Annotated in this window: 27 protein-coding genes; 13 read left to right on the plus strand and 14 right to left on the minus strand. The window is 47.3% G+C overall.

Annotation, left to right across the window (positions count from 1 at the left end):
• Positions 1-151: 151 nt before the first annotated feature.
• The 3 genes from KNO68_RS04715 to KNO68_RS04725 all read right to left on the minus strand — a co-directional run bounded on the left by KNO68_RS04715 (position 152) and on the right by KNO68_RS04725 (position 2,390).
• The gene (locus tag KNO68_RS04715) at positions 152-1,000 is read right to left on the minus strand and encodes an HD domain-containing protein (protein WP_214684136.1); all 849 of its coding nucleotides are present in this window, start codon (positions 998-1,000) and stop codon (positions 152-154) included.
• Positions 1,001-1,100: 100 nt separating this feature from the next.
• On the minus strand, positions 1,101-1,808 hold the full coding sequence (locus tag KNO68_RS04720; RefSeq protein ID WP_214684135.1) for an SDR family NAD(P)-dependent oxidoreductase: 708 nt from the start codon (positions 1,806-1,808) through the stop codon (positions 1,101-1,103).
• 36 nt (positions 1,809-1,844) lie between these two features.
• Positions 1,845-2,390: a glycerol-3-phosphate responsive antiterminator gene (locus KNO68_RS04725; protein ID WP_215112156.1), complete on the minus strand. Its 546-nt coding sequence runs from the start codon at positions 2,388-2,390 to the stop codon at positions 1,845-1,847.
• Positions 2,391-2,505: 115 nt separating this feature from the next.
• Here KNO68_RS04725 and KNO68_RS04730 point away from each other — a divergent pair, with 115 nt between their 5' ends.
• A complete protein-coding gene (locus tag KNO68_RS04730; protein WP_047795266.1) occupies positions 2,506-2,931 on the plus strand; it encodes a GNAT family N-acetyltransferase in 426 nt (141 codons plus the stop codon).
• 25 nt (positions 2,932-2,956) lie between these two features.
• Positions 2,957-4,126: a cation:proton antiporter gene (locus KNO68_RS04735; protein WP_214684133.1), complete on the plus strand. Its 1,170-nt coding sequence runs from the start codon at positions 2,957-2,959 to the stop codon at positions 4,124-4,126.
• Positions 4,127-4,165: 39 nt separating this feature from the next.
• On the opposite strand, the gene KNO68_RS04740 is transcribed toward KNO68_RS04735, so the two are convergent.
• Positions 4,166-4,783, minus strand: a complete 618-nt coding sequence (locus tag KNO68_RS04740) for a DedA family protein (protein ID WP_031423550.1) — start codon at positions 4,781-4,783, stop codon at positions 4,166-4,168.
• A gap of 90 nt (positions 4,784-4,873) precedes the next feature.
• On the opposite strand from KNO68_RS04740, the gene KNO68_RS04745 reads away from it, so the two are divergent.
• The 8 genes from KNO68_RS04745 (at position 4,874) to KNO68_RS04780 (ending at position 12,502) form a co-directional block, all read left to right on the plus strand.
• Complete coding sequence (locus KNO68_RS04745; protein WP_214684131.1) at positions 4,874-5,431, plus strand: DNA-3-methyladenine glycosylase I; 558 nt, start codon at positions 4,874-4,876, stop codon at positions 5,429-5,431.
• A gap of 119 nt (positions 5,432-5,550) precedes the next feature.
• On the plus strand, positions 5,551-7,038 hold the full coding sequence (putP, locus tag KNO68_RS04750; protein ID WP_214686873.1) for a sodium/proline symporter PutP: 1,488 nt from the start codon (positions 5,551-5,553) through the stop codon (positions 7,036-7,038).
• 113 nt (positions 7,039-7,151) lie between these two features.
• The gene (locus KNO68_RS04755) at positions 7,152-8,294 is read left to right on the plus strand and encodes a CapA family protein (protein WP_214684129.1); all 1,143 of its coding nucleotides are present in this window, start codon (positions 7,152-7,154) and stop codon (positions 8,292-8,294) included.
• 124 nt (positions 8,295-8,418) lie between these two features.
• Positions 8,419-9,633, plus strand: coding sequence for an argininosuccinate synthase (locus KNO68_RS04760; protein WP_147538911.1), 1,215 nt, complete (start codon positions 8,419-8,421; stop codon positions 9,631-9,633).
• Positions 9,626-11,014 carry an argininosuccinate lyase gene (argH, locus tag KNO68_RS04765; protein ID WP_214730621.1) on the plus strand — a complete coding sequence of 463 codons (1,389 nt, stop codon included), beginning with the start codon at positions 9,626-9,628 and terminating at the stop codon, positions 11,012-11,014. The genes KNO68_RS04760 and argH overlap by 8 nt, the downstream gene beginning before the upstream one ends.
• 196 nt (positions 11,015-11,210) lie before the next feature.
• Positions 11,211-11,624 (plus strand): NAD(+)--rifampin ADP-ribosyltransferase, encoded by a 414-nt coding sequence (arr, locus tag KNO68_RS04770; protein ID WP_251024852.1) that lies wholly within the window; start codon positions 11,211-11,213, stop codon positions 11,622-11,624.
• A gap of 86 nt (positions 11,625-11,710) precedes the next feature.
• On the plus strand, positions 11,711-12,241 hold the full coding sequence (locus KNO68_RS04775; protein WP_159562384.1) for a biotin transporter BioY: 531 nt from the start codon (positions 11,711-11,713) through the stop codon (positions 12,239-12,241).
• 63 nt (positions 12,242-12,304) lie between these two features.
• Complete coding sequence (locus KNO68_RS04780) at positions 12,305-12,502, plus strand: hypothetical protein (RefSeq protein WP_012726425.1); 198 nt, start codon at positions 12,305-12,307, stop codon at positions 12,500-12,502.
• 21 nt (positions 12,503-12,523) lie between these two features.
• On the opposite strand, the gene KNO68_RS04785 is transcribed toward KNO68_RS04780, so the two are convergent.
• From KNO68_RS04785 to KNO68_RS04805, 5 genes are all read right to left on the minus strand, one after another.
• Positions 12,524-13,372 carry a sulfite exporter TauE/SafE family protein gene (locus KNO68_RS04785; RefSeq protein WP_078147006.1) on the minus strand — a complete coding sequence of 283 codons (849 nt, stop codon included), beginning with the start codon at positions 13,370-13,372 and terminating at the stop codon, positions 12,524-12,526.
• A gap of 69 nt (positions 13,373-13,441) precedes the next feature.
• Positions 13,442-14,329: an alpha/beta hydrolase gene (locus tag KNO68_RS04790; RefSeq protein ID WP_214757340.1), complete on the minus strand. Its 888-nt coding sequence runs from the start codon at positions 14,327-14,329 to the stop codon at positions 13,442-13,444.
• A 28-nt stretch (positions 14,330-14,357) separates the two neighbouring features.
• Entirely contained in the window at positions 14,358-15,146 is a 789-nt protein-coding gene (locus KNO68_RS04795) for an AAC(3) family N-acetyltransferase (protein ID WP_047795253.1), read from the minus strand.
• On the minus strand, positions 15,146-18,154 hold the full coding sequence (locus KNO68_RS04800; RefSeq protein ID WP_078147008.1) for an AAA family ATPase: 3,009 nt from the start codon (positions 18,152-18,154) through the stop codon (positions 15,146-15,148). The genes KNO68_RS04795 and KNO68_RS04800 overlap by 1 nt, the downstream gene beginning before the upstream one ends.
• Positions 18,154-19,257 carry an exonuclease SbcCD subunit D gene (locus KNO68_RS04805; RefSeq protein ID WP_078147009.1) on the minus strand — a complete coding sequence of 368 codons (1,104 nt, stop codon included), beginning with the start codon at positions 19,255-19,257 and terminating at the stop codon, positions 18,154-18,156. The genes KNO68_RS04800 and KNO68_RS04805 overlap by 1 nt, the downstream gene beginning before the upstream one ends.
• Before the next feature lie 107 nt (positions 19,258-19,364).
• Between KNO68_RS04805 and KNO68_RS04810 the strand changes: the two genes are divergently transcribed.
• Genes KNO68_RS04810 through KNO68_RS04820 form a run of 3 tightly spaced genes read left to right on the plus strand, consistent with a single transcriptional unit; the run spans position 19,365 to position 22,243 of the window.
• Positions 19,365-21,095: an ABC transporter ATP-binding protein gene (locus tag KNO68_RS04810; RefSeq protein WP_078147010.1), complete on the plus strand. Its 1,731-nt coding sequence runs from the start codon at positions 19,365-19,367 to the stop codon at positions 21,093-21,095.
• On the plus strand, positions 21,092-21,964 hold the full coding sequence (locus KNO68_RS04815; RefSeq protein ID WP_047795249.1) for an NAD(P)-dependent oxidoreductase: 873 nt from the start codon (positions 21,092-21,094) through the stop codon (positions 21,962-21,964). Before KNO68_RS04810 ends, KNO68_RS04815 begins: the two co-directional genes overlap by 4 nt.
• A gap of 45 nt (positions 21,965-22,009) precedes the next feature.
• Positions 22,010-22,243, plus strand: coding sequence for a DUF2188 domain-containing protein (locus KNO68_RS04820; RefSeq protein WP_215112157.1), 234 nt, complete (start codon positions 22,010-22,012; stop codon positions 22,241-22,243).
• A gap of 14 nt (positions 22,244-22,257) precedes the next feature.
• Here KNO68_RS04820 and KNO68_RS04825 read toward each other — a convergent pair whose 3' ends face one another.
• The 5 genes from KNO68_RS04825 to KNO68_RS04845 form a co-directional block, all read right to left on the minus strand.
• On the minus strand, positions 22,258-22,902 hold the full coding sequence (locus tag KNO68_RS04825) for a DUF975 family protein (RefSeq protein WP_078147013.1): 645 nt from the start codon (positions 22,900-22,902) through the stop codon (positions 22,258-22,260).
• Between the two features lie 72 nt (positions 22,903-22,974).
• On the minus strand, positions 22,975-23,628 hold the full coding sequence (locus KNO68_RS04830; RefSeq protein WP_078147014.1) for a copper homeostasis protein CutC: 654 nt from the start codon (positions 23,626-23,628) through the stop codon (positions 22,975-22,977).
• Between the two features lie 13 nt (positions 23,629-23,641).
• Entirely contained in the window at positions 23,642-24,412 is a 771-nt protein-coding gene (locus KNO68_RS04835) for a DeoR/GlpR family DNA-binding transcription regulator (protein WP_078147015.1), read from the minus strand.
• Positions 24,413-24,585: 173 nt separating this feature from the next.
• Positions 24,586-25,206, minus strand: a complete 621-nt coding sequence (gene plsY, locus KNO68_RS04840; protein WP_078147016.1) for a glycerol-3-phosphate 1-O-acyltransferase PlsY — start codon at positions 25,204-25,206, stop codon at positions 24,586-24,588.
• 11 nt (positions 25,207-25,217) lie between these two features.
• Positions 25,218-26,078: a M15 family metallopeptidase gene (locus tag KNO68_RS04845; protein ID WP_215112158.1), complete on the minus strand. Its 861-nt coding sequence runs from the start codon at positions 26,076-26,078 to the stop codon at positions 25,218-25,220.
• Positions 26,079-26,128: the final 50 nt, after the last annotated feature.

Consider the following 26,128-nt stretch of genomic DNA (forward strand, 5'->3'; position numbering starts at 1 on the left):
TATGGACGACAAAAACGCCCATAAAAAGGTCTTGCGGACTTGTAAAAGCTCGATGGACCGAGTGCGTATGCACTGTAATGACGACCCATCGACCACAACTGTGGTCGCTACTCCCCTTTTTATCTTCCTTTTGACTATAGCATGAAGAGAACTAGTTGACAATCGAGCGGCGCATGAGCGCGAGAAGCTCCTGTGGGTCGAGAGCCGTCCGATATGCGAGTTCTTGCATCCCCGCGAGCTTCTCGGGTAACAATGGCGTGATCCAACCCGCTTCGTGAAGTCGTTTTCGGAAGCACACAATCTCTTCGTCATCAATCGTCTCTCGCGCAACAATCTCTCTTAATTCATATGCCGTTTGACATAGTGGTGCCGATTCTTGCAACCATTCGTCCTCGATGAAATAAGTCAACATGGATTCGAGGAGTCTTGCCACTTTTCGATCTTTCGCATTCTTCTCACCGTAAAACAATAGATGGAGTTCTTGTTCATACAAGCCAATCAGGTCTGTCGAGCTCCGAAATGGTTCAAATGCTGACAGCAACTCATGGTAATACCACGATTGGTCCCGCATCGGCCGTTTAAAACGTTGCCACACCTTCATCCCTTCCATCTCAAGATCATAACGGATGGAGCGGAGATTATGTAGCTTGTCCGCCACGAGAAGTGCGACTTCATCAAATTGAAGTGACTGCACCTGTTGAAGTGTCATCCGTTTTCGCTGTTCCCACGACTCTTCACGATTTTTCTCCGAGACCGCGAGAACGAGCCTGTGAACGTCAGAACCGAATTTTGATAAGATTTCTTGTGGGTCTGTCTTCGTGTCCTCAACCAAATCATGAAGCAATCCTGCCGCCACCACTGCCGGTGCTTGATGATCGGACTCAAGAAGCATGGCGACCGAGAATGGATGTGACAAATATGGAATGGTTGAACCTTTTCGATACTGTCCTCCGTGACGAATAGACGAAAAACGCAGTGCTTCTTCAACGAGTGGATTCATGTCACAATCCTCCTTCTTCCGGATGAAAACTCTTCTATCCCTTACCCGGAATTAGGTATAAATAACCTAAATTCTGACCAGTTTTAGGTATATTGTCGCATCATTCTTCATAAATCATTTTTTTCGTCATTCCCCCATCGATGACAAGATTATGACCGTTCACAAAACTGTTTTGACGGTCAATCAAGTACTGCACAGCGCGGACGATATCTTCCGGTTCACCGACCCGTCCTGATGGGTGCTGCTCATGATCAATCTCGCGTAATGCCTCATCGGACGTATGAATCCATCCTGGACTGATTGCATTCACTGTCACGGGGCGATCGCCTAATGAGATGGCGAGTGAATGGGTCAATCCAACGATGCCTCCTTTAGATGCACCATATGCGTCCCAATGCGGCTCATTCTGGAAGGCACGTGTCGAGGCCATGTTGACGATTCTTCCGTACGACTCACCTTGATTCAGTTCTAAAAAGTATTTCGCACAACTAAATGTCCCGACTAAATTGACATCGATGACTCGCTTGAACGTGTCAATCTCAAGCTCATCAATCGGCTTGACTAGCGAGGCGATCCCTCCGTTATTGATCAACACATGGGCTCGACCAAATTCGTTGTGAATATCGTCAAACACACGCTTAAGTTCAGACGTGTCTCCAAGGTCTACTTGATAAAAGCGTAACCCTTCGATATCCGGATCATCTCCAATGTCTAGCCCGATCACTTCATACTGATTTACGAAAGCTTGTGCAATCGCATAACCAATTCCTTGACTAGCTCCTGTTACAATCATCACCTCTGTCATCATTCATCCCTCCTAAAAGACTGTATACCCAAATCTCGATTAGTCGGACCATAGTTTTCGATTCGAAGTCGTGATCACACTCGCTCCCGCATCAAGTGCCGCCTGGACTTCCTCCTTTGTTTCAATCAGCCCACCTGCGAAAACGGGTATCCCCGTCTTCTCCTTCACACGTTGAATATACTTCGGCACAATGCCTGGCAGTACTTCAATATAGTCTGGTTTTGAACGTTCAATGTGTTTGATACTTTTCTCTAATGAGGTGGAATCAATCAAAAATAAACGCTGCACAGTGACCACATCATTTTGCTTTGCCTTGACGATGACGTTTCCTTTTGTCGAGATGATGCCGAACGGTTTTAACGTCTGACAGACATACTCCGTCGCATACTCGTCGGCCTTCATACCTTGTATCAAATCCATATGGATGAACACTTTTTTATCATGCTTCTTCAATAATTTGGAGATGGAGTCTAATCGGCTCATATGAATCTCTAGTAACACCCCTAATTCGAAATCACTCGATAAAAACCGCTCTAAATCCCGCATGTCCCGTATCGCCGGTAAGATGGATTGACCATTGATCATCAACTATTCCCCCTGTCTCTTTCTCATTATGCAGATAGCGTATTTTTAAAATCAAGGTTTACTCATTCAATATATCGGGAAAATAAAATCAACTTGTGCAGAGGGGGATTTGAGTATGGTCAATGAAGTGACTGTAAAAGTCGAAACACCGACTCCAGAACAACACCAAGCGTTACGCGTGAAGGCGGGGATGCCACGACGTTCTGATCGAGGCACGGTGAAAGGACTTCAAAATACGCTTTTTGGGATTTGTTTATACTTAGATGATGAGATTGTCGGAATGGGACGTGTCGTCGGTGACGGCGGAATGGTATTCCATTTAGTAGATATCGTCGTAGACCCGGAGTGCCAGGGTCTTGGACTCGGAAAATTAATCATGGAGCATTTGATGGACTGGATCTTACAAGAAGCGGATGAAACGGCCATCATTAGTTTAATCGCAGACATTCCAGCCGATGGGTTGTATCGACAGTTCGGTTTTGATTACTCACGACCTGAATCCGTCGGAATGGAGTATCAATGGAATCAAAGAGAAAGCTAATTGGCGTCATGAGAGGAGATGACGTATGGATGGATTAAATATCATCGTGTTGCTCGGATTGGCGCTCACCCTCATCTCTGTCCTCAGTCTCCTGATTGAAAGATTATTTTTCCCGAGTATTTTAGCGTTTATCGCAATCGGGGTCGGGGTCGGTTTTTTCTGGGATGGGAATGAAGTCTTTAAAGTCGCGGGAGAGATTGGAATCATTCTTTTGTTTTTCCTACTCGGTCTAAAGTTTCCACTACGTGAACTTTGGAAGCGCATGCGAAAAGTATGGAAGGCGGGAATACTCGATATCATTCTGTCATTCGGGGTATCGTTCGGGATTGCATTAGCATTTGGTCTCGACTTCCCTCGCGCCTTTTTAATCGGGGCCGTCTTATATGCGACGAGCTCCTCCATCTCTGCGAAGCTGCTTGAGCGGCATTCCGAAAAACATGAAGATATTAAAGAGTTTGTGCTCGCATTACTGATCTTTGAGGATATTTTTGCCCCACTCCTCTTGACGGTCGCCCCTTTCATCATCCAAGAAGAACCGGTTGCGATGTCCGATATCGGAAAAGTGTTCGCAGGATTTCTTATATTTGGCGTACTCTTGTTCATCGGTTCGAGCTTCGTATCCAAGCAACAAAAATTTTCGAAGCACTTACTGCGACAAGATGACGCGAGCATCGGTCTGATTGGACTCATTCTCTTTTTCGCAGGAATCGGCATGGTGTTTGGATTATCTGAGATTTTAGGGGCATTCATCGCCGGGATCATGCTCGCAGATTTCCACGATGTGAGACCGCTGAAGCGTTTGACCGTACCCGTCCGAGATTTATTCTTGCCGATCTTTTTCATCTCGTTCGGTATCTCGATCAACCTCGAGAAAGGCGTCATCGTAAATGCACTCTTCTTCGTCTTGATTGTGTGGGGAGTATTATCCAAATGGATTGTCGGACGCGTCGGGGGCAGAATCTATGGCTTGACGCGTGTTCAGGCGAATGAAGCCGGGTTCTCACTCGCGCCACGAGGGGAGTTCTCTATTTTATTCACCGCCCTTTCGAACGGGGCCATCAACTTGTTTGTCGGTCTCTATATTTTCGTGTCAGCCATTGTCGGAATCATTCTGTTCCGTTTCTCAGAGTACTTGGCAGAAAAAACGGAGAAAACCCTCACGAAAGTCTTACCTGACAAGAAAAAAGAAGAATGAATTGGCGGACCCATACGCTGGGTCCGCCTGTTTTGTGCGTTAGTCTTTCGCTAGTTTGTTGTGCCGTTTTTTACGCCATACAATATAGATGATGACGCCGATGAACAGTAGCCCATAGATTGCATAAGAATAGGCATCGAGGTATGAGAGGATATCTTGCCAGTTCTCTCCGACTTTCATCCCGATGAGGATGAGAATGGTATTCCATAAGGCTGTTCCAGCCGTACTGAGCAGTAGAAATTTCACGAATGGCATGTTTGACATCCCTGCAGGAATCGAGATCAGGCTTCGAACGACCGGCATCAAACGTCCAAAGAAGACCATCCAGCCCCCGTACCGGTCGAACCAGGCATCCGCTTTCTTTACGTCATTCAGGTCCAGTCGTAACCACTTCCCATATTTTTTCGTCCATTTTTCGATCTGCTCGACATCAAACAATAGTCCGAGGCCGTATAATAGCACCGCTCCTAATATAGCTCCGACTGTCGATGCCACGATGACGAGCGTGATGGACAAGTTCGTCTTTACAGCAAAAAAACCACCAAAGAGTAAGACGACTTCAGAAGGGATCGGTGGAAACACATTTTCAATAAAAATCATGAATGCAATCCCTATGTAGCCGTACTGTTCAATCACAGAAATCATCCAGTCACTCATGTCTCTTCCTCCATTCTCCCCCACTATACCCGTCCATTTCGCTATATAATCGTAAGGACATGCTACACTCAAAGAAAGGAGCTGATTGAAATGGAAGAAACAGTACGGTGTCCTTGGTGCGGGACGGATCCACTTTACGTCCGTTACCATGACGAGGAATGGGGAAAGCCCGTTCACGATGACCAGAAGCACTTTGAATGTCTGACACTCGAGAGTGCGCAAGCAGGACTCAGTTGGATCACCATCTTGAGAAAACGTGAAAATTATCGGTTGGCTTATGCCGACTTTGAGGTGCATCGAGTTGCCAGCTTTACGGATGAGGATGTGGAGAGACTCCTCGCCGATAGCGGGATCGTGCGAAATCGACGAAAAATCGAGGCGTCGATCAATAATGCGAAGCAGTTCATCAAACTACAGGATGAGTTTGGCTCATTTGATTCGTACATCTGGTCATTCGTCAACGATGCACCAATCCTGAATGCATGGAATCGTCTTGAAGATGTTCCTGCGACGACGGAACTTTCTGAACGATTGAGTAAAGATCTGAAACGACGCGGCTTTAAGTTTTTAGGACCGACAACGGTTTATGCTCATCTACAAGCGACGGGTCTTGTCAATGACCACCTCACCTCTTGCACGTTCCGATAACTTAAGACCAGCTCTCAAAAATATCTTTACATTTCCCCACTTGTTGTGACAATATTTTGACAAAGTGATACTTTATCACCGAAAGCGTTTTCATTTTTTTATTTTTCGGGGGGATGTTGATGAACGGAATTTTAGTGTCCATTGTCGTGTACATGGCACTGATGGTCTTGCTTGGGATCATCGCGTATCGGAGAACAAGCAGTATCGGAGATTATATGTTAGGTGGTCGGGCACTTGGTCCCGGGGTCGCCGCTTTATCTGCCGGTGCATCAGACATGAGTGGATGGCTCTTAATGGGATTGCCTGGTGCCATGTATGCGTCAGGGATTTCAAGCGGTTGGATTGTCATCGGGTTGACAATCGGCGCCTATTTGAACTGGTTATTGGTCGCACCGAGATTACGCATTTATTCATACATATCGGATGATGCGATCACAATTCCAGACTTCTTTGAGAAACGCTTTAAAGACACAAAAGGCGTGTTGCGTTCATTTTCAGCTGCTGTCACGTTAATCTTTTTCACACTGTATGCGACAAGTGGATTCGTTGCCGGCGGTCGCCTATTCAATGCCGTCTTCGACATTGAATTTGTAACGGGAGTGATCATTCTCGCTTCTATCATTATTCTGTACACATTCATCGGTGGATTTCTAGCAGTCAGCTGGACAGATTTTGTTCAAGGATTGATCATGCTGTTCGCCCTTATTTTTGTACCTGCCATCGCCATTATGGCAACTGATGGGGTGTCAAACGCTTTAGACACGGTACGAAATATTGATGAAGCATTACTTGACCCCTGGACAGGACAATCACTCATCGGAATCATTTCGCTATTTGCGTGGGGACTTGGCTATTTCGGTCAGCCACACATCATCGTCCGTTTTATGGCAATCGAAAAGCTCGAGGACATTAAGACGGCACGTCGAATCGGGATCTCATGGATGGTCTTCACCGTTGTCGGGGCGATGGCGACCGGGTTGTTCGGTCTCGCCTATTACACACAACAAGACCTCACAATCGATAATCCGGAGAACGTCTTTATCAACCTATCTGACTTATTATTCCCGGATTTGGTGACTGGTGTATTGTTGGCTGCTCTTCTTGCCGCCATCATGTCGACCATCTCCTCTCAATTGCTCGTCTCGTCGAGTGCCGCGACGACAGACTTTTATCAGAAGTTCTTCCGTAAGGAGGCGGGTGACCGTGAACTCGTCATGGTTGGTCGGATTACGGTCATTCTCGTATCCGTCATTTCAATCATTCTTGCACTCGATGCAGACGACACCATCTTAAACCTTGTCGGTTATGCTTGGGCAGGGTTTGGTTCATCATTTGGTCCGCTCATCTTGTTCAGTCTGTTTTGGAAACGAACGACGCGTCAAGGCGCGCTTGCTGGAATGTTGACTGGAGCCTTTGTCGTCATTCTATGGAAGAACTATGCCGCTTATCTTTTCGGAACGTTTGGGACATTGTATGAAATGATTCCAGCATTCTTCCTGTCGGCACTTGCCATCTATATCGTGAGTTTGGTGACACCGCCACCAAATGAGGTCATTCAACGTGAGTTTGACCAAATGCAAGACATGGTCAAAGAACATATCAAATAATTCTCATGACAGGTCAAAAACGACCTGTCTTTATTTATTTAGGCAGGATTTTTCTTAATTATCGACGAATTTTAGGGTTATCGTACGAATCTGTCGTGAAAAGGAGAATCGGGATGAAACCAATCAAGATCGTCTCTCGTCTTACCTTCCTGTCTAGCTTTGTTTTATTAATTGCTTGTGGTACGACTCCGGCAACGAATCAAGAAATACCAGAAGAAGTCGAAGAACCGATTGTCGAGGTACCTGAAGAAATGCCGCCTGCCGAACCGGAACCGATTGTCACGACGGCCTCCCTCTATGCAATCGGCGACATCCTTCTACATGATTCGGTATACAACGCAGCTCGTACTGATGAAGGGTATGAATTTGATACTGCATTCGAACAGATCTCTCCAATATTGAGTCGCGCCGATTTATCAATCGCCAACCAAGAGAGCATGATTGGCGGGAGTGAGATCGGGCTTTCGAGCTACCCGGCATTTAACAGTCCTTTTGAAATTGGAGATGCCTTACAACGGGCAGGAATCGATTTGGTCACGACAGCGAATAATCATACGCTCGACCGTGGCGTCCGAGCCATTGAAAGTTCGATCGACCATTGGAACGCAATCGGAATGCCTTATACAGGCTCCTTCCTATCTGCTGAGGACAAGGCGAATATTCGTACGTTGACGGCCAACGATATTTCTTTTTCCTTCCTCGCATACACGTATGGGACGAATGGAGTCGTACCGAAAGAACCCTATCATGTGAACTATATCGACCTCGCACAGATGCAACCAGAGATTGAGAAGGCGGAACAGTCGACTGACATGACGGTCGTCTCCCTCCATTTCGGTACGGAATACGAGCCGTTACCGAATGAGAGTCAAACTGAGCTCGCCCAATCGTTAGCAGACCTCGGAGTCGACATCATCATCGGTCACCACCCTCACGTGCTGCAACCCCCGACCATGCTAGAAGGAGTTCATGGCAATCAAACATTTGTCATCTACTCGCTCGGTAATTTCCTTTCCGGACAACAAGGAGATGAACGAAACACGGGCGGCATCATCGGGATTGATGTGGTCAAGACAACCGAAGATGACCAATCGACTATTGAATTGAAAAATCCGATGTTCTATCCAACCTTTACGCAAAAATCATCTGACGGACATTATGAGGTCGTCCCGTTAAAGGCTGCTCGTCCTGAACTTCTTATCCCTGTTAGCGACCATATGTCGCAATGGTTACCCCAACTCAAAATCGAACAATGACGACCACGAAATCACTCGTGGTCTTTTTATTTTCAAAAAAGTGTTGCCACACGACATCTTATCCCTTACACTGAATTGTATATTTATAAACAAATATTAATAATTATTCATAAGGGGTGTTCATATTTTGAAACAGAAACTCGTATTGGCTTACTCAGGTGGTCTTGACACATCGGTTGCGATTAAATGGTTGGACGAACAAGGTTATGATGTCATCGCCGTCTGTTTGAACGTCGGGGAAGGGAAAGACTTAGAAAAGATTCAACAAAAAGCGATGAAAGTTGGAGCGAAAAAATCAATCGTCATCGATGCGGTCGACGAGTTCGTCAACGAGTTCGCTCGCTATTCGATGCAGGCCCATACATTATATGAAGGCGTATATCCACTCGTTTCGGCACTATCACGCCCCCTCATCTCGAAAAAATTGGTCGAGGTCGCACAGGCCGAAGGTGCCGTCGCTGTGGCTCATGGATGTACCGGGAAAGGAAATGACCAAGTGCGTTTTGAAGTGTCCATTCATGCACTCGATCCTTCACTCGAAATCGTCGCACCGGTTCGGGAATGGAAATGGTCACGTGAGGAAGAAATCGCGTATGCGGCAAAACATCAAATTCCGATTCCAATCGTTCAAGAAGAGCCATTCTCAATCGATCAGAACATCTGGGGACGCGCCATCGAATGCGGCATCTTAGAAGATCCTTGGGCAGCACCTCCGGCAAGCGCATATGAGTTAACAGCAGCACTTGAGGACACACCGCATGAACCGACTTATCTTGAGATTGAATTCAAGAACGGAGTGCCGGTCGCTATTGACGGGAAGAGCCAATCGTTCACCGATATCTTAAAAGAGCTCAATATCGTCGCGGGTGCCCACGGCGTCGGGAAGATTGACCACATCGAGAACCGGGTCGTCGGTATCAAATCACGTGAGGTGTATGAGGCACCTGGCGCCATGACATTAATCACTGCACATAAAGCTCTTGAAGCCTTGACACTCGTTCGTGAAGTGGCGCATTTCAAACCGATTGTCGAACAAAAATTGACGGAAACGATCTACAACGGACTTTGGTATTCACCGCTCACAAAAGCACTTCTTGCCTTTATCGATGAGACACAAGCGACCGTCACAGGAACGGTTCGCATGAAACTGTTTAAAGGACAAGCCATCGTCGACGGACGGAAGTCGCCAATCTCGCTTTATGATGAGGAACTTGCGACCTATACGTCAGCAGATACGTTCGATCAGCAAGCAGCTGTCGGATTCATCAAGTTGTGGGGTTTGCCAACAAAAGTTCAATCAGAGGTGTTGATGGAAAAGGGAGCGTTCGTCAATGAGTAAATTATGGGGAGGCCGTTTCGAGAAGACGGCGAGCGATTGGGTCGATGCATTCGGTGCATCGATTGAATTTGACGCTCAACTCGTCCTTGAGGATTTAGAGGGTAGCATGGCACACGTGACGATGTTAGGTGACCAAGGCATCCTCTTAAAAGAAGAAGTCACTCAAATCCTTGATGGATTACAACAACTTAAGCAAAAAGCACTCGCGGATGAATTAAAATTCGAGGTGTATCACGAAGATATTCATATGAACTTAGAAGCTCTGCTTCATGAAGCGATTGGACCGGTCGCAGGGAAGATGCATACGGCACGTAGTCGAAACGATCAAGTCGCGACGGACATGCATCTTTACTTGAAAGAACGTGTGAAAGAAGTGATTCAATTGATTGAATCGCTTCAACATGAATTGCATGCACATGCTTCAGAAAACGTAGAGACGATTATGCCTGGCTACACGCACCTCCAGCGTGCACAACCGATTTCACTGGCCCATCATTTGCTCGCCTATTTCTGGATGCTGGAGCGGGACAAGGAGCGGTTTACGGACAGCTTGAAACGGATTGATTGGTCCCCTCTTGGCGCAGGAGCCTTAGCAGGGACAACGTTTCCGATCGACCGTTCCCGTTCAGCTGAATTACTTGGATTCAATCGGGTTTACCCGAACAGCCTCGATGCCGTTAGCGATCGTGACTTCATACTCGAGTTTCTTTCAAATGCATCAATGCTTATGATGCACCTCTCCCGCTTCTGTGAAGAATTGATTCTTTGGGCAAGCGAAGAGTATCGCTTCATTACAGTGTCCGATACGTTCTCTACCGGTTCGAGCATGATGCCACAAAAGAAAAACCCTGACATGGCCGAACTCGTCCGTGGAAAGTCGGGTCGAGTGATTGGAAACTTGATGGGCTTGTTGACGCTCATGAAAGGACTTCCGCTCGCTTACAACAAAGATTTACAGGAAGATAAAGAAGGAATGTTTGACACGGTCAAGACCGTTCAAGGCTCACTCAGTATCATGGCGGGGATGATGAATGAATTGACGTTCCATCCTGACGTCATGAAACAAGCGACCGAGCGTGATTTTTCTAACGCTACAGAACTCGCTGATTATTTGACGGCAAAAGGAGTACCGTTCCGTGAAGCTCACGAAGTGACGGGTAAACTCGTCAAATATTGCGTGGATGAGCGATTGTATTTACGCGAGCTTCCAATCACGGTGTTCCAAACGTACTCTGAATTGATTCAAGAGGATGTGTATCATGCCTTGACCCCTGAACAGGCAGTCGCACGTCGAAACAGTTACGGTGGCACTGGATTCGATGCCGTCCGTGAACAATTGAATGAAGCTTCGGCATGTATTAGCACGATGACCTATTCATAACAAATACGCGCCCTCGTCAATAAACGAGGACGCGTATTTTTGTTCATCCATTCAATATAAAAATTATATAAATCAGTACTCGTCGTCTAGTTCCCCCTCTTAATGATAACAAGAATCCTGTTCAACAAACAGACTACACTTTAATGTGTTCACGTACGATAATGGTCTCAATACGATATAAATAGGAGGCATTCACATGAAATCTTCTGTTCAGTTGGACCCAGGTCCGTTCTTTCATGGAACGAAAGCAGAACTTGTTGTTGGAGATCTTTTAGAAGTTGGCCATATGTCGAATCATCGCCATGAGCCGCTACGTCACCTTTATTTTACGGCGACTTTGGATGCTGCAAAATGGGGGGCTGAATTAGCAAAAGGAAACGGTCCTGAGCAAATTTATATCGTGGATCCGGTTGGAAATTTTGAAAATGATCCAAATTTAACGGATCAACGATTCACTGGAAATCCTACTCGATCCTATCGGACAATCGAACCGCTCCTCGTAGTAGGCGTTTTAAAATCATGGGAACGTCACTCAGAAGAGATGATTGAAAAGATGCGTTCATCGATTGAGGAATTACGTCTAACCGGAAACGATCACATCATTGATTAAGTTTGAAAAGCGAAAAACTACTTGTCATCCCTATTCGAACATGTTAACTTTTATATTGTTAACGTTAACTGAAAAGGGGTTTACATATGAAAATTCAAGATATGACTCAAATCGCCTTCGGCGCGGCACTCATCGCAAGTATTGGTTTCATCGAAATACCGATTGGACCCGTTCCAATCACCCTTCAAACACTCGCCATCATGACCATCGCCGGTGTATTCGGTGCAAGGAAAGGATTTTTGGCAGTTATCGTGTATCTCTTGCTCGGCTTGATTGGACTTCCAGTACTGAGTGGTCAAGGAGGTCTCGCACCGTTTGTAGGACCAACTGTCGGATATTTAATCGCCTTTCCGATTGCAGCACTCTTCATAGGCTGGTTCAGTGAACGCTATCGCTCCATCCCTGCATTGATTGGCTATAACTTTTTATTCGGTCTAGGGCTCGTCTACTTACTCGGAAGTATGGGACTCGAGATCGTTCTCGGTATGTCGTTCATTGATGCGCTCAAAGTAAATATTCCATTCTTCTTTGGTGACGCTTTGAAAGCAGTACTTGCTGCCATATTAGCCGTGAAAATTTCTCAGAACGTTCAAGTCCGTCGTTCCCTCGCTTCGTAAAGGTTCGAACGTTTCACCCGTTTCCATCTGTGGAATAACTGTAGTATGAAAGGGGGTGTCCCGATGAGCGACTCGACGTTTAAAAAACGCTTACAGAAAGCGACCCACTTTTACCAACGCTCTGACAAAGGGCAGCGTCAAGGAATCGATAAGTCGTCTCATGAGAAACGTGACACAGATGCGTTTGAGCGAAGACTCCGTGAGGCTAAAGCGAAAGTTGGCGAGATTCAAGAAAACATTGACCATATTGCTAGACGTTAAAACCCCGTCCGAAGACGGGGTTTATTTTTTGCGTGGTCGAATGAGAAGGGTGACGATGAACAGAAGCGCTAATGTGACGAGAAGTGCAAGTGATGCCGTATTCCACCCGATCAAATTCAACCCTACACTGATGGCGACCGTGATATAAAATCCACCTAGCGCTTTTTTGACGTGCTGCGAGCTGAAACGTTGTAGCTGTTTCGCCCCAAAGGGCGATCCGATCATGGCACCCGCAATCAGAGCAAGACCGTGCAGATAATTCGTTTCAGCACCTGCCACCGTATAACTGATGACACCGGATAAGACGATGAGAAGCGCTGCCGTAATACTCGTTCCGACCGCACGCTTCATCTCTGTGTTCAACAACTTGACCTGAAGAGGAGTCAAGACGAATCCACCGCTTACTCCCATCAACGAGGAGATGAACCCCGCGAACACACCGATGATCCCAAGGCGTGGTACAGAGTCCGTTCCGACGCTTCCTTCCACATGCTGTTTCGAACGAAAGAAAGAAACCGCAAAATATGTGAGTAATGCGATATAGACGAGTGAGATGATCAGTGTCGCCCCATCGACTCCTTCTAAATAAAAGACAAGCGGTGTGGCAATCCAGGTCCCGACAATCCCGAACAAACCGATCCATAAGGCGTGTGACACGTTCACGTTACGCAAACGGATATGCGAGATCGTTCCTGCCGTCGTTGATCCGAGCGTCAACATCAGGCTAAGGGCAATCGCCGCACTCGCTTCATACCCGAAGACAAGGAGAAGTGGTGTCAGTAAGATTCCACCACCAATTCCAAAGAATCCACTCAAGATTCCGATTAACGTTCCTAAAAGGAGAAACTGTAATACTTGTAAAACGTCCATGTTGTACCCTTCTTTCATTGGTCTCGTCTGCAATCATATCAAAAAGGGGCGTCGAATGCGCCCCTTTGCTTACAATGACCGTTCTAGAAACTCGAATATTTGTTGACGATATTCATTCTGGAATGACTGGTACGATCCGACATGACCTTCGTTATCAGTCACCCATAGTTCGACGCGTTCTTGTGCTTCAGCCAATTTTTTACTTTCAGAAACAGGAATCGCATCATCGTCTTTACTGTGGATCAATAAGATAGGAGCCTCAATCGACTTGATATCCTGAATAGGAGATACGACATCGGCATCGAGACCGGTGAACCAAGGGGTCACAGTCATGATGACGGGCGTGAACGGAACGTTCGGCAAGTCACTCCATACCGGAAGATTTGTCTCGAGATAATTTCGTAAATCACTAAACGGACTGTCGGCGATGACTGCAGCAACTTCGACATCATCAGCTGTAGAGAGTGCTGTCGCCGCTCCCATTGAAATTCCGTACAAGACAACTGGTCCTTCTGAACGACCTTTCGCATATTGGATGGCCGCTTTTAAATCGGATTGTTCTTTAGCGCCGACCGTGACTCGGTCACCCTCTGATATCCCTGAACCGCGAAAATCGAACGTTAAAAATTGGTATCCTTGTTCATGAAATTCTGGAATCAACTCTTTCAACGGTAAATCTTCCTGTTCACGGTTCTTCCCATATCCGTGGGCAAAGACGATGGTCGCACGCGGCGTAGGATGAGGAATCCACCATCCGTATAAGTCATATCCTTCCTCCGATTCGATTGTCACATTCTCGTACTTCAAACCAAGTGATTTCGGGGTGTATGTCAATGTTTCCCGCTCCGGTGACGTCAACTGGTCCCCAATATGAGCCGAGATTCCTCCGATAGCCAAACCGGCAACGAGTAAAATGATGAGTATCGCAATACTCAATAGTTTCATCCAACGATTCATCCGTAACTTCCCCTCGATTCTATTTACTCTATCTCAACCAGCTACGAAGCGCGATGAGCGCATGTTGGACTGGTTCCCATGTGCTAGACGGAATGAGATAACATGTCGCTTCATGGATAGAAAATGTTCGCACATCCTTTTGTTTGACGATGTTCTCGCCGATTGCGCCAAACGGATCGCTGTTCACATCGACATGTTCAAATGTACGCCACTTTCGCTCCCCTCGTTCTATAACGGCACAACCGAATGATTTGGTCGGGCCATCAATTCCGTACTCGGCATAATGCCAGAGTGTCGTCGCATCGAGCGGAGACCCAAGGTGAAGGATTCGTGCGTTTCGCTCAATCATTCGCTCGATAGGTGAACCTGGACCGAACCCGACATCGATGGTATGACCGGACACGATGGCTTCAGCCCCATCGCCCCAGGCGGCAACAGACCACATCGGATGGGAACTACGATATACGTGCGGATAGCTTCGGAACAGTTCCGGCACACGTCCCATGCCACGTGTCGCTGTTTTATCAGCTTCGTACGGAGGCATCTCCGCGCGAATCGTCTGCCACCATTCCACGGGGACAGGTGGCGCTTCCCATTCAGCTGGGTCTGAATTGTCTCCGGTCTGGGTCGCCATCATGATCAACCCAGATGGACCGACCACTTCCTGAATCGCTTCAATGACGGTCTGCGCCCCTCCACATACCCAACCGAGTTTTGAGAGCGACGAATGGACAAACAACGCCTCTCCCGAGCGAACGCCGGCTTCTTTTAACTTTTCGATGAGACTCGACTTCGTCACCATCTTTTTCACAACCATCACTCCACAATCAGCTGGATCGACGACCCGCTTCTAGATTTTTTCACTTCAATCCGTGCATCGACACGGTCTTTCAATTCTTGGACATGACTGATGACGCCGACGAGCCGACCGGTCGCCTGTAAAGACATCAATAATTCAATCGCCTGGTCTAGAGATTCGGCATCGAGCGTACCGAATCCTTCATCGATGAGCATCGTTTCAAGACTGATGCCCCCACTCAGCTGTTGGACCACCTCCGCAAGTCCAAGAGCGAGTGACAACGACGCCTTAAACCCTTCACCGCCAGATAAATTTTGTACACGACGCGATTGTCCGGTATAGGCATCAAAGACGAGAAGCTCAAGACCAGATTTGGCATTCCCTTTCGCCGTCTCGACTTTCCGCTCAAGCCGGAACTGACCGCTCGTCATCTGATCCAAATGAATGTTGGCCGCATGAAGGATCTGATCAAAAAAGGCGGTTTGAACATATGTCTCAAACGTCATTTTCTGTGGGTTGATTCCCTTCCCCGTATCCGCAATCAATTTGATTGTCTCTAATTTCTGCTCTTCTTGCGCCGTCTGTTCGCGAAGGGTATTCCATTCCGAGATGACGTGTCTATGTCGAGACAAGGCATCTTGGGCTGTGATCAGCTGTTTCGACGCCTGCTCACTGCATTCAGCCACTTCCTTCACTTTCATCTCCATCTCATGCAGGTCTGGTCGCTCCTGATTCTTCAGTTTTTCTTCAATCATCTGTTTATGGTGTCGGAGTCGAACACCTTCTTCCTCCTCACGTTGCAACTGTTCACGAATCATTGTCCGTTTGTCGATTTGATTGGCGTATGATTCATAGCGTTCACGCGTCAGATGTGATGCTTCTAGCTGATTGACCCAAATGGTCTGCTGGGCATCATACTGCTTCGATGCTTCAGTCAACTGTTCACGGATCAATGACAGTCGTTCTTCCTCTTTCCAAAGTGCTTTTTTCACCGTCTCAAACTCAAGGTCGTACGCTTCGACTTGTTTCATCAACATCGAGATGCGGTGCTCAAGGTCGGCTCGCTCGCGCTGCAACGCATCGAATGTCGTTTCTTCACTTTGACCGAGTGCGTACAGACTTTGTTGCGTCATTTCAAGTTCGGATACGACACGCTCCCGCTCTTCGAACTGTTGACGTTGCTCTTGCTCTAACTGTCGGATTTCTGCTGACAGTTGGCGAAGTGTCCGTTCGTTCTCTTGATGCATTCGTTCTTCCCGCTGCAATAGCTCTGCACGTGTTCGCCACTTATTGAGTTCTTCTGTGACATCGCCATTGAATTGAATGTCTTTGGAAGCTTGATCTAGTTCTTGTCGGACTGCTTCAAGTTGTTGATGAAGCGAACGATAATCCGCCCGCGCTTCGATTAAGCGTGTGGACAAATCATCAAGACGTGCCACGGCCGCATCCCGCTCCGCGATGTTCGTAACGGTTTCTTCGTGTTGTGGGATATCATGATGACGAGAACCGCATACCGGGCATGGCTCACCGTCTACAAGCGTCTCGCTCAGTTGTTTCGCTAGTATTAATTGTTCTTGCTGTGTAAACGTGGTGACCACTTCTTGTTGGGTCACGTACTGTCGTTGAACGTCTTTGCCCGTTCGTTCACATTCGTCGAGTTGTTTCGATAACTCACGTGCCTTTGTTTCAAGAGAGGCCAGATGCACCAATCGGTCGACGTGACGCTCGGCGTCGACTGCTCGTTCGCTAGGTTCAGACTTTATGCTGTCGACCAATCGCCGTTCTCTTTCTTGAAGTTCTTGTAACCGAGATTCTTTTGAAAACATGGCCAATTCTTTTGCACGATTCATCAATCGGTCACGAAGGGTCACGAGTGTGGCGCGCTCCTTGATTCTTGGCATCATCTCATCGACAATCCTTAGTCGCTCTTTACGAGAGATCACTTCTTCTTTGTCCGTTTCAATCGTTGGTTGTCGCTCCACTAACTTCGATTGGGTGGATTGCAAGTGCTCTAATTTTGTCGAGGAGGTCTGTTGTTCAATCGACAACCGACGCACGAGTTGCTCTAGTTCCTGTAACCGTTCAAAGACTGGACGAATGTTTGCCGCCACCTCTAAATTTGTTAGCAGTTCACGTGTCTCGTTTCGAATCGATTCCCCGTTTAAAAAGATTGCAAGTGCTCGATCGGTCTCTTCTCGTTCCTTGAATAGGGTGATGAGCGCTTTTGCTTTCTCAAGTGCATCTCTTGCCTCTTCAAGTGCTGTCGCATACGTTTGTTTCTGGGCTAAGGCCGTTTCACACGTTGCAATCAGATGTTCTTCACGCTCATCGAGCCAACGTTGAATCTCCTCGATGGACTGGGTCGACACCTCTTCGATTGCTTCATCTTCGAGCTCTAATAACTTGAGTCGTGTCCGCTCGACCGCCCATTCCACTTGTTTTCGATACGCGCTATAGCGTTCACCCCACTTTTCCTGGAACGTACGATATGCCTCAGTTTTGAAAATGGATTGGAGGATTTGTTGTTTTTCATTCGAGTTCGAGTCGAGTAATTGTCTAAATTGGTTTTGAGGGAGCAACAAGATTTGACTGAACTGTTCATACGATAATTGTAAAATCGATTCGATTCGTTCTTGTATCTCGTTCACCTTCGTCGCCAGCGGCTTCCAACCGTCCTCCCATTCATAGAGGATGGCCTCGTGCGGAATTGGCGTCTTATTTTTCGGATGAGGTTGTTGCGGCTGTCTTACGATCCGATAGCGGTCACCTCGAATCGTGAACGAAAAATCTACTTCCGTCTTCAACTCAGGTTGTGCATACTGGCTTCTGAAGTCACTAGCATTTCGAAGCGACCCACTCGCCCGACCATAAAGGGCGAACGTCATCGCATCAAAAATGGTCGTCTTCCCGGCGCCCGTCCGACCGCTTACGACAAACATCGAGCGACCAACCAACTGGGTGAAGTCAATCGTTTCACGTTCTGCATACGGTCCAAAAGCTTGAATCATCAATTCAACCGGTCTCATTAGACATCACCTTCTTCTATCATTTGCTTCACGGCATCTGAGGCAGTGCGATCATGTACGGCCTCAAAAAATTGGAGATATACCTCTTCTACTGACTGTCTTTCGAGCGTCTCGCGTTCAAACGTGGATGTCTGCTCCTGGCGACGTAACAGTTCCAATTCAAGATGAAGAATATTCGGATAGACAGTCCGAAGTTTCGCCATCGGATCATGAAGCGCCGTATCATCGGTCAATACAATTTTAAGGTAGTCATCTGTCTTTTGTTGCTGATAATAAGTTGGGGCAAGGAGTTCGTTCAATGTTCCGGTGAGTTGTCGCATATCCCGCTCTGGTGTCAAGGCACGGCGGCGACGTGTCCATTGACCGTTCCATTCCAGAACATCGACGGATTTTTCATGATTGACCTCGGAAAACGAATATTTCATGAGCGACCCACTATATGCAATTCTTTCTGATTGAATCGCATCACGATTATGTAGATGACCTAATGCCGTATACGAAAAAGGCTCATATAACCCTTTTGCGACCTGTCCTGCAGTGCCAACAGATAGTTGACGTTCTGAATCCGTCTCCAGTCCTCCCGCGACAAAACTGTGACCGATTGTAACCGCATCTTTTTCGATTGTACCGTATGCTTCAATGACTGCCTCCAGTGCATCGTGATGCGTTCGAATCGAGTCGATACCGAGAATATGCCGTACGCGAGCCGGCTCAAGGAATGGAATCGGATAAAATGGGATCCCTGCGACATCGAGGGGACCAGATGTCGGGTCGAGTTTCCCAACGATGTGAAGACCCACTTGTCTCAATAACTTCGAACTATATTCGAGACGTTCTGCCGAATCATGGTTTCCGGCGATGGCAACGACCGGGATTCCACGGTTCAAGACGAGCTCTCGCCACATCTCATCGAGTAAATCGACCGCATCGACGGGAGGGACGGCACGGTCATATAAATCCCCTGCGATGATGACCGCATCGGGTCGCTCTTCATCTACGATTTGTAAAAATGAATGGAACAAAATATTCCGTTGATCTTCTGTCATATGTCGACCGTGGACAATCTTTCCTAGATGCCAATCGGCCGTGTGAATCCATTTCATCACGTATCACCTCTCTTTCCTATTCTAGCATGAGTCCTTCGAATGATTCGACGTCTTGACACCCGTTTTTGAAACAGCGAAAGTAAGAGGAGAGGAGGACTTCCAACATGAAACCATCAACATGGCAAACTTTTTTTCAATTATTCAAAATCGCGAATCCTCCGAAAAGGCTATTTGTCGGAGCCATTCTCATCTCTCTCCTTCAAGCCGTCGCCTCACTGGCCATTCCGCTCATCTTGCAACGTGTGGTCGACCGGTGGAGCAGCGACTTATTGACACCAGAATGGATCATCTATTTCGTCATCGCATTTTTGATTCAAGTCATCACGAGTGCCGTTTCGATTTATTGGTTACATATCGTCGGGCAACGGGTCGTTGCCAATTTACGCACGACCTTGTGGGACCATCTCGTCAAACTGCCGATTCCATTCTATGACGGCATCAAGTCGGGGGAACTGGTGTCTCGGTTGAACAATGATACGACGACGCTTCAACAGTTGTTATCCGAACAAAGTGTCAGGTTGTTGACCTCCCTCGTCTCGGTCATCGGCGCCGTCGCCATCTTGTTCACACTCGATTGGCAAATGACACTCGTCATCTTGTTCTCTGTTCCGACCACACTCATCATTGTCATACCGCTCGGACGGAAGCTTCGGATTATCGCAAAAGAGACACAACAAGAACTCGGAAATCTTTCCGGCTTCTTCGCAGAACTGCTCGGTGAAATCCGCCTCGTCAAATCACAAGCGACGGAACAGATGGAAGTGAAAACCGGCAAAGCAAAAATCGAGACACTGTTCGATTACGGGGTGAAGGAAGGACGAATTCAAGCAATCCTTATTCCCCTTCTCAATGTGACCTTGACCGGGATGTTGATTGCCATCCTCGGGTTCGGCGCATATCGCGTCTCGACCGGAGCTTTATCAACGGGCGAACTACTCGCCTTCATGCTCTATCTCTTCCAAATCATCACGCCCCTCATCACGATGAGTGAATTCTTGACGAGACTTCAAAAGGCGCGTGGAGCTACGGAACGGATTGCTGAATTGCTCGAAGTCAGTCCCGAACCATACAGCACACATGAAGAAACGATTCATCAGACAGCACTCTCATTCGAAGACGTTGCTTTCCATTATGGCACTGAACCCGTCATCCAAGGATTGACACTTCAAGTGTCACCGGGGGCGACAACCGCCATCGTCGGACGGAGTGGTGCCGGGAAAACGACACTTTTCTCACTTGTCGAACAGTTCTATTTACCGACGGCAGGAACGATTCGATATGGAAATCGAGAGATTCAAACATACGGGCGTGACACTTGGCGTCAAGTCATCGGATATGTCGCTCAAGATTCCCCCGTCCTCTCAGGATCTGTACGGACAAACATTGTGTACGGACTTCGACATGAAGCGAGCGATGATGAAATCAAAGAGGCCTGTGAAATGGCCAACGCATGGTCGTTCATTGAAACGATGCCAGAACAGCTCGATACGGAGATTGGTGAGCGAGGCATCCGTTTGTCTGGCGGGCAGCGGCAACGACTTGCTATCGCGCGTGCGTTGTTACGAAATCCACAGATTCTATTGCTCGACGAGGCAACATCAAGTCTAGATTCCGAATCAGAACGTGTGGTCCAAGAAGCGTTAGACCGCCTGATGGTCGGACGAACGACGCTTGTGATTGCCCACCGGCTCTCGACTGTCAGACATGCCGACCAGATTGTCGTCTTAGAAGACGGACAAATCAGCGGAATCGGGAAACACGAGCAACTTTTAACAGAGAACGCACTATATCAGCGACTCGTTTCACAACAATTATTAGGGGGACAAGCGACATGAAAACAATCGGATTTATCGGGCTCGGGGTCATGGGCCAATCGATGGTACGTAATTTGATGAAACACGGATTTGAAGTGCAAGCATACACACGGACGAAAGAGAAGGCAGCTGCATTGTTAGAGGAAGGTGTGACATGGTGTGATTCGGTACAGGACGTTTGCCGAGATGCCGATGCCGTCATCACCATCGTCGGCTATCCGTCCGATGTCGAATCCATCTATTTTGGCGAAGGGAACATTCTTGATTCGGCAGAACCAGGTACATTATTGATTGACATGACGACGTCCTCACCGAAACTGGCTGAACGAATTGCCGAGACTGCCATTGAGCGGAGTCTCCTCCCACTTGACGCACCAGTAACAGGTGGCGATGTCGGAGCCAAAAATGGAACGCTGTCGATTTTAGTCGGTGGGGGTGAATTCGCATTCAATAAAGCGAAGCCTTTATTTGAAGCGATGGGACAATCGATTGAACGAATGGGGTACGCAGGGAGCGGTCAATATGCGAAACTTGCCAATCAAATCGCCATTGCCGGCATCATGATGGGGAATGCCGAAATGCTAGCGTTCAGTAAACGAGCTGGAATTGACCCAGAGGCGCTCGTTCGTACGATTCGTGGCGGGGCAGCCGGTAGCTGGACACTTGAAAACTTGGTTCCACGCATGATTGTGGAAGATTATGCCCCTGGCTTCTTCATCAAACACTTTATCAAAGACATGACCCTTGCCATCGAGAGTGCACACGAGCTACAAGTGACATTACCAGGTCTTGAGCTCGCACATCGCCTGTATTCGATTCTGGAAGAGAACGGGTACGGAGAAAATGGCACACAAGCACTGATCGAGTATTATCTCCATCAAGACGTTTGAAACCGGACGTTTGTGGAATTAGTAGGAATGAAGGAGGCGATTTTCGTGCCATGGAATATGAAAGACTATCCAGAATCACTGAAAAACTTCGATCCACTTGTAAAAAAGAAAGCCATTGATATCGCGAACGCATTACTCGCGCAAGGCTACTCTGAGACGAAAGCGATTCCCATTGCCACCGAGCAAGCGAAAAAATGGCATGCGGATGCGTCGGAAGAGGAAAAACAAGATTTTGAAGACGCCTCAAACCCTAAAAAGTCAGATCAGCATGGAACATAAAACAACCGGTCGGATTATCCGACCGGTTGTTTTGCTTGATAGGAGGCATTTAGCTCCAAATAGAGTCCAGAAATCGCCGTTTGAAGATACGGTGTGACAAAGATATAAGCCAGCCCTCCAGTAAGAAGGACGAGCGCATACCATCCGATAAAACTCGCAAAGAGCTTCAACATCGTCCGTTTGTGACCCTTCATCATCTGTCGGCTCTTTCTCATTGCCTGGAACGCTGATAGGTCAGGATTATCTCGCATAATGAACGGTACAATCCGATACGTCAAATAGAACCAGACACCAGGTACGATCAAGAAGAGCATCAACACGTTTAGACCTAAATAGAATACCGCATAATAGACCACGGCACGTGAATAGTCTTTAAGTGACCCGAACGATTCAATCAACAATCCGAACGTTGGCTTTTCATCTTTCGCCACCTGGAGAAACACCCAATTTTTCCCGAGCTCGATAGGTGCGAGAAGAACCGTCGCCCCGTAAAGAAGCGCCACCGATGTCAAAAGGACTTCGGGGTCGTTCGCCGAGAGATCAAGTCGGGTCGTGATCATCGCTTGAATGACCATGACAGTTAAGACAACGAGTAATGATATGCCCCACTTTCCTGATAGCATTCGTAGCGCATATTGTTTGTAAACGGAAGATTGCATGAATTCACCTACATTTATTGTTTTCTCTCATTATAGCAAAAAAACAGTCTTCCGACTGTTTTCCGCCTTGGCTCATCCAAGAAGTTGTTTGAACTTTCCTTCATCGAGCTGTCCATTCGTTCGTACGCCATTTCCTATGTGTACCATCGCTACGTCAAGACGTTCTCGAAGAATCGGTAACGTTTCCACCGTGATCCCTGCACCAGGCAAAATTGTGATCTCGGCCTGTTCCTTCAAGGCTATCAAGGTTTCGATTCCTTCTAGTGCAGTTTTGGCACCGCCTGAAGTAAGGAGAATATCTACTTCCGGATATTCATTCAACACGTCCATCGCTTCAAAGACATCACGTGATGCATCGAAGGCACGGTGGAACGTGAGCGTCATTTCCCCTTTGTGCTTGATGACTTCCCCTAAGATCCGCTCGTCAATCGCTCCATCCTGTGTCAAGGCACCGAATACGATTCCATCGACACCGAGCTCACGGCATAGACCGATATCCGCAAGCATAGTCTCGACATCATCCTCATTGAAATGGAACGAATGTGTATGGGGCCTTATCATCACATGCACCGGAATCGACACATGTTCGACCACATTTCGAATCGTTCCAAAACTTGGTGTGATGCCCCCGTTTTCCATATCCGCAATCAGTTCGAGTCGTTTTGCACCGAGTTGCTCAGCCTGAATAGCTTCCGTTAGTGTAGTGACAATCACTTCTACATTCATTCAATCGCTCCCTTTACGGTGCGAACTTCCAGTCCACACCATGTTCGGCTAAGACGCCTTTGAAATCTTGAGGCTCCGGAAAATCAGAGATAATCGCCGTCACCTTCGAAAAATCACAGACGCGATACCGTTTTTGTTGATTTAGTTGGGTATGGTCCGTTAGTAAGAACGTCTCGCGACTTTGTGACATCACCGACTGGGTAATACTGGCGAGGCCGAAAGCGTCACATGTTAAACCTAGTGATGCGTCGACCCCTTCGACGGACAAAATGGCAAGGTCGAACATGTATGTCTGTAGTTGCGTCAGGACCTGCTCACCTGTCGTCACGAGATGTTTCGGGTCGATTGTACCACCTAATAGCTGAATTTCGCCACCAAGCACACCTTTCGCCCGCTGTTCAAACAACGCCTTCGCCACCGTCAACGATGGCGTCACGACCGTCACATTGCGACCACGCAACCGGGATGCCACTTGCTCTGCCGCAACCCCGTGTCCTATATATAATAATGTATCATCTGGAATCAACTGAAATGCGGTATAGGCGATCCGACGAATTCCATCCATGTTCGCAATCACGATGGGCTGAAAGGACATGCTCTGATGAAGGACCGCTCCCCCGTATACACGTTTGATTCGATGCTCTTTTTCTAGCTCTTCTAAATAACGGCGAATCGACTCCCCAGATACGTTCAAGCGCTCGATCAACTCACTCGTCTTTACTTTGCCTTCTCGTTCGATCCATTCTACAATTTTCTGTTTACGCTCTTCACCGATTAAAGACACGTCCCTGCCTCCTCCACAATAATCTTTCCTTTTCTAGTGTAACGAACGCATGTAAATTTAACGTAAATTGAAAGTAAAGAACGAGCAAATCCAACATGTTTTTGTTTCTTTTTTGTGTAAATCAACGACAATACACAAAAAAGGCACGCCCTAAACGGACGTACCTGCATGCGTCATGATTTCGGCTTGTGTTGAAACAGTGGAACTTTTGGTTCTTTTCCAGCACGAATACGTTGCCAGTTGGTACGATGCTTAATAATAATGAACAATGCGAGTGGCACGATGACGATCAGCGGTAACCAATCTTTCGTCACGATGCTATAAGTCGTTGCTGTCACCAGTCCCACCACGGCGGCAGCCATCGAGGAGAGGGATACCATGCGCGAGGTGAGGAGCGTCACGATAAATGTACCGACGACGACAAAGAAGAACCAAGGGAAGGCTGCCAACAAAACTCCACCGCTCGTCGCAACCGATTTTCCACCTTTGAATTTCGCAAAGACTGGATAAGAGTGTCCAATCACTGCCGGGATTCCGGCAAGAAGCAGGCTCATCTCGCTTCCGAATAGTAGAGGCAGCAATGCAGCGACAAGACCTTTCCCCATGTCACCGAGCAAAACGAGGATTCCTGCCTTCTTACCTAATACGCGAAACGTGTTCGTCGTTCCTAGATTGCCGCTCCCATGTTCTCGAACGTCTACGCGATAGCCGAGCTTGCCGATGATGAGGGCAAACGGAATGGCACCAAGTAGATAACTAAAAATAATAATCATGATTTCTGTCACATATGGCATCGCAATTCCCCTTATTTCATAAATTCCGCAATATAGCGATCATATGGCTGATTCAATGCATGTACCTGTTTCGCATGCTCCATACCGATATAACGTAAATGCCATGGTTCGTACATATACCCGGTCTCATCCTCAAACTCTTTTTGGTAACGGATGATAAAACCATACTCGTGAGCATGATCGGCTAGCCATTTTCCTTCAACCGTTTCACCGAGACTTTGAGTCAGTTGATAGTTGACTGAGGCGCTCGATACGTCAATCGCAAGTCCTGTTTGATGTTCAGAATGACCTGGTGGTGCGGAATATTTCATGGCTTGCTCTTTGCCATCTCGTTCGACATAAGCATTGAAGAGATTGACTTGATAGGCGTATGAACGAAACGCACTCGTCCCTTTCAAATCAATTCCTGCTACTTTTGCACCTTTCATTAGACCTTCAATCGCCTGAGCAGCTTCTTTACGTAACATTCGACGTTCACCGACTGTCGAGTCGACAAAATCAATGTTCGCCTCTACCAAATCACTCGGCTGATAGTCGGCAGGCAATGCAATTTGCTTGTTTACAAGAATCAATTCATCTAATTCCAAATTGGCCACACCATCCGTTTCAATCGGTTGACTAGGTGCCACAGGTTCTTCCTCTACTGGTTCGGTCGGCTGTTCAGACTCGTCCGACGTCTCCTCCTCAGAAGGTGACTCGGTGACTGTCTCATCTTCACGATCCGAAGTCGGTTCATTTGGTTCTGTCTCTTGTTCATCTACTGTTGATGACTGTGTTGTTGGTTCTTTCGGTTCAACTTGCTCGTTTGTCGTACAACCGGCTAACATGAACGTCAAGGCGCCGCAAACCATCAAAATCGATGGATAACGCATGCGATCTTCCCCTTTCTAGATAACAAAAAGTACCGTCAAGATATGATACC

Origin of the sequence: Exiguobacterium sp. s75 (assembly GCF_018617145.1) — a bacterium.
Taxonomy (GTDB): Bacteria; Bacillota; Bacilli; order Exiguobacteriales; family Exiguobacteriaceae; genus Exiguobacterium; species Exiguobacterium profundum.

What these genes read in the sequence shown, in the direction of transcription:
- KNO68_RS04730 (WP_047795266.1), top strand. Translation starts at nt 2,506, where the DNA reads ATGGTCAATGAAGTGACTGTAAAAGTCGAAACACCGACTCCAGAACAA.
- KNO68_RS04715 (WP_214684136.1), bottom strand. Translation starts at nt 1,000, where the DNA reads ATGAATCCACTCGTTGAAGAAGCACTGCGTTTTTCGTCTATTCGTCAC.
- KNO68_RS04815 (WP_047795249.1), top strand. Translation starts at nt 21,092, where the DNA reads ATGAAAACAATCGGATTTATCGGGCTCGGGGTCATGGGCCAATCGATG.
- KNO68_RS04790 (WP_214757340.1), bottom strand. Translation starts at nt 14,329, where the DNA reads ATGAATCGTTGGATGAAACTATTGAGTATTGCGATACTCATCATTTTA.
- KNO68_RS04805 (WP_078147009.1), bottom strand. Translation starts at nt 19,257, where the DNA reads ATGAAATGGATTCACACGGCCGATTGGCATCTAGGAAAGATTGTCCAC.
- KNO68_RS04785 (WP_078147006.1), bottom strand. Translation starts at nt 13,372, where the DNA reads ATGGACGTTTTACAAGTATTACAGTTTCTCCTTTTAGGAACGTTAATC.
- argH (WP_214730621.1), top strand. Translation starts at nt 9,626, where the DNA reads ATGAGTAAATTATGGGGAGGCCGTTTCGAGAAGACGGCGAGCGATTGG.
- KNO68_RS04825 (WP_078147013.1), bottom strand. Translation starts at nt 22,902, where the DNA reads ATGCAATCTTCCGTTTACAAACAATATGCGCTACGAATGCTATCAGGA.
- KNO68_RS04725 (WP_215112156.1), bottom strand. Translation starts at nt 2,390, where the DNA reads ATGATCAATGGTCAATCCATCTTACCGGCGATACGGGACATGCGGGAT.
- KNO68_RS04720 (WP_214684135.1), bottom strand. Translation starts at nt 1,808, where the DNA reads ATGATGACAGAGGTGATGATTGTAACAGGAGCTAGTCAAGGAATTGGT.
- arr (WP_251024852.1), top strand. Translation starts at nt 11,211, where the DNA reads ATGAAATCTTCTGTTCAGTTGGACCCAGGTCCGTTCTTTCATGGAACG.
- plsY (WP_078147016.1), bottom strand. Translation starts at nt 25,206, where the DNA reads ATGCCATATGTGACAGAAATCATGATTATTATTTTTAGTTATCTACTT.
- KNO68_RS04775 (WP_159562384.1), top strand. Translation starts at nt 11,711, where the DNA reads ATGAAAATTCAAGATATGACTCAAATCGCCTTCGGCGCGGCACTCATC.
- KNO68_RS04745 (WP_214684131.1), top strand. Translation starts at nt 4,874, where the DNA reads ATGGAAGAAACAGTACGGTGTCCTTGGTGCGGGACGGATCCACTTTAC.
- KNO68_RS04800 (WP_078147008.1), bottom strand. Translation starts at nt 18,154, where the DNA reads ATGAGACCGGTTGAATTGATGATTCAAGCTTTTGGACCGTATGCAGAA.
- KNO68_RS04810 (WP_078147010.1), top strand. Translation starts at nt 19,365, where the DNA reads ATGAAACCATCAACATGGCAAACTTTTTTTCAATTATTCAAAATCGCG.
- putP (WP_214686873.1), top strand. Translation starts at nt 5,551, where the DNA reads ATGAACGGAATTTTAGTGTCCATTGTCGTGTACATGGCACTGATGGTC.
- KNO68_RS04795 (WP_047795253.1), bottom strand. Translation starts at nt 15,146, where the DNA reads ATGGTTGTGAAAAAGATGGTGACGAAGTCGAGTCTCATCGAAAAGTTA.
- KNO68_RS04780 (WP_012726425.1), top strand. Translation starts at nt 12,305, where the DNA reads ATGAGCGACTCGACGTTTAAAAAACGCTTACAGAAAGCGACCCACTTT.
- KNO68_RS04845 (WP_215112158.1), bottom strand. Translation starts at nt 26,078, where the DNA reads ATGCGTTATCCATCGATTTTGATGGTTTGCGGCGCCTTGACGTTCATG.
- KNO68_RS04755 (WP_214684129.1), top strand. Translation starts at nt 7,152, where the DNA reads ATGAAACCAATCAAGATCGTCTCTCGTCTTACCTTCCTGTCTAGCTTT.
- KNO68_RS04735 (WP_214684133.1), top strand. Translation starts at nt 2,957, where the DNA reads ATGGATGGATTAAATATCATCGTGTTGCTCGGATTGGCGCTCACCCTC.
- KNO68_RS04740 (WP_031423550.1), bottom strand. Translation starts at nt 4,783, where the DNA reads ATGAGTGACTGGATGATTTCTGTGATTGAACAGTACGGCTACATAGGG.
- KNO68_RS04830 (WP_078147014.1), bottom strand. Translation starts at nt 23,628, where the DNA reads ATGAATGTAGAAGTGATTGTCACTACACTAACGGAAGCTATTCAGGCT.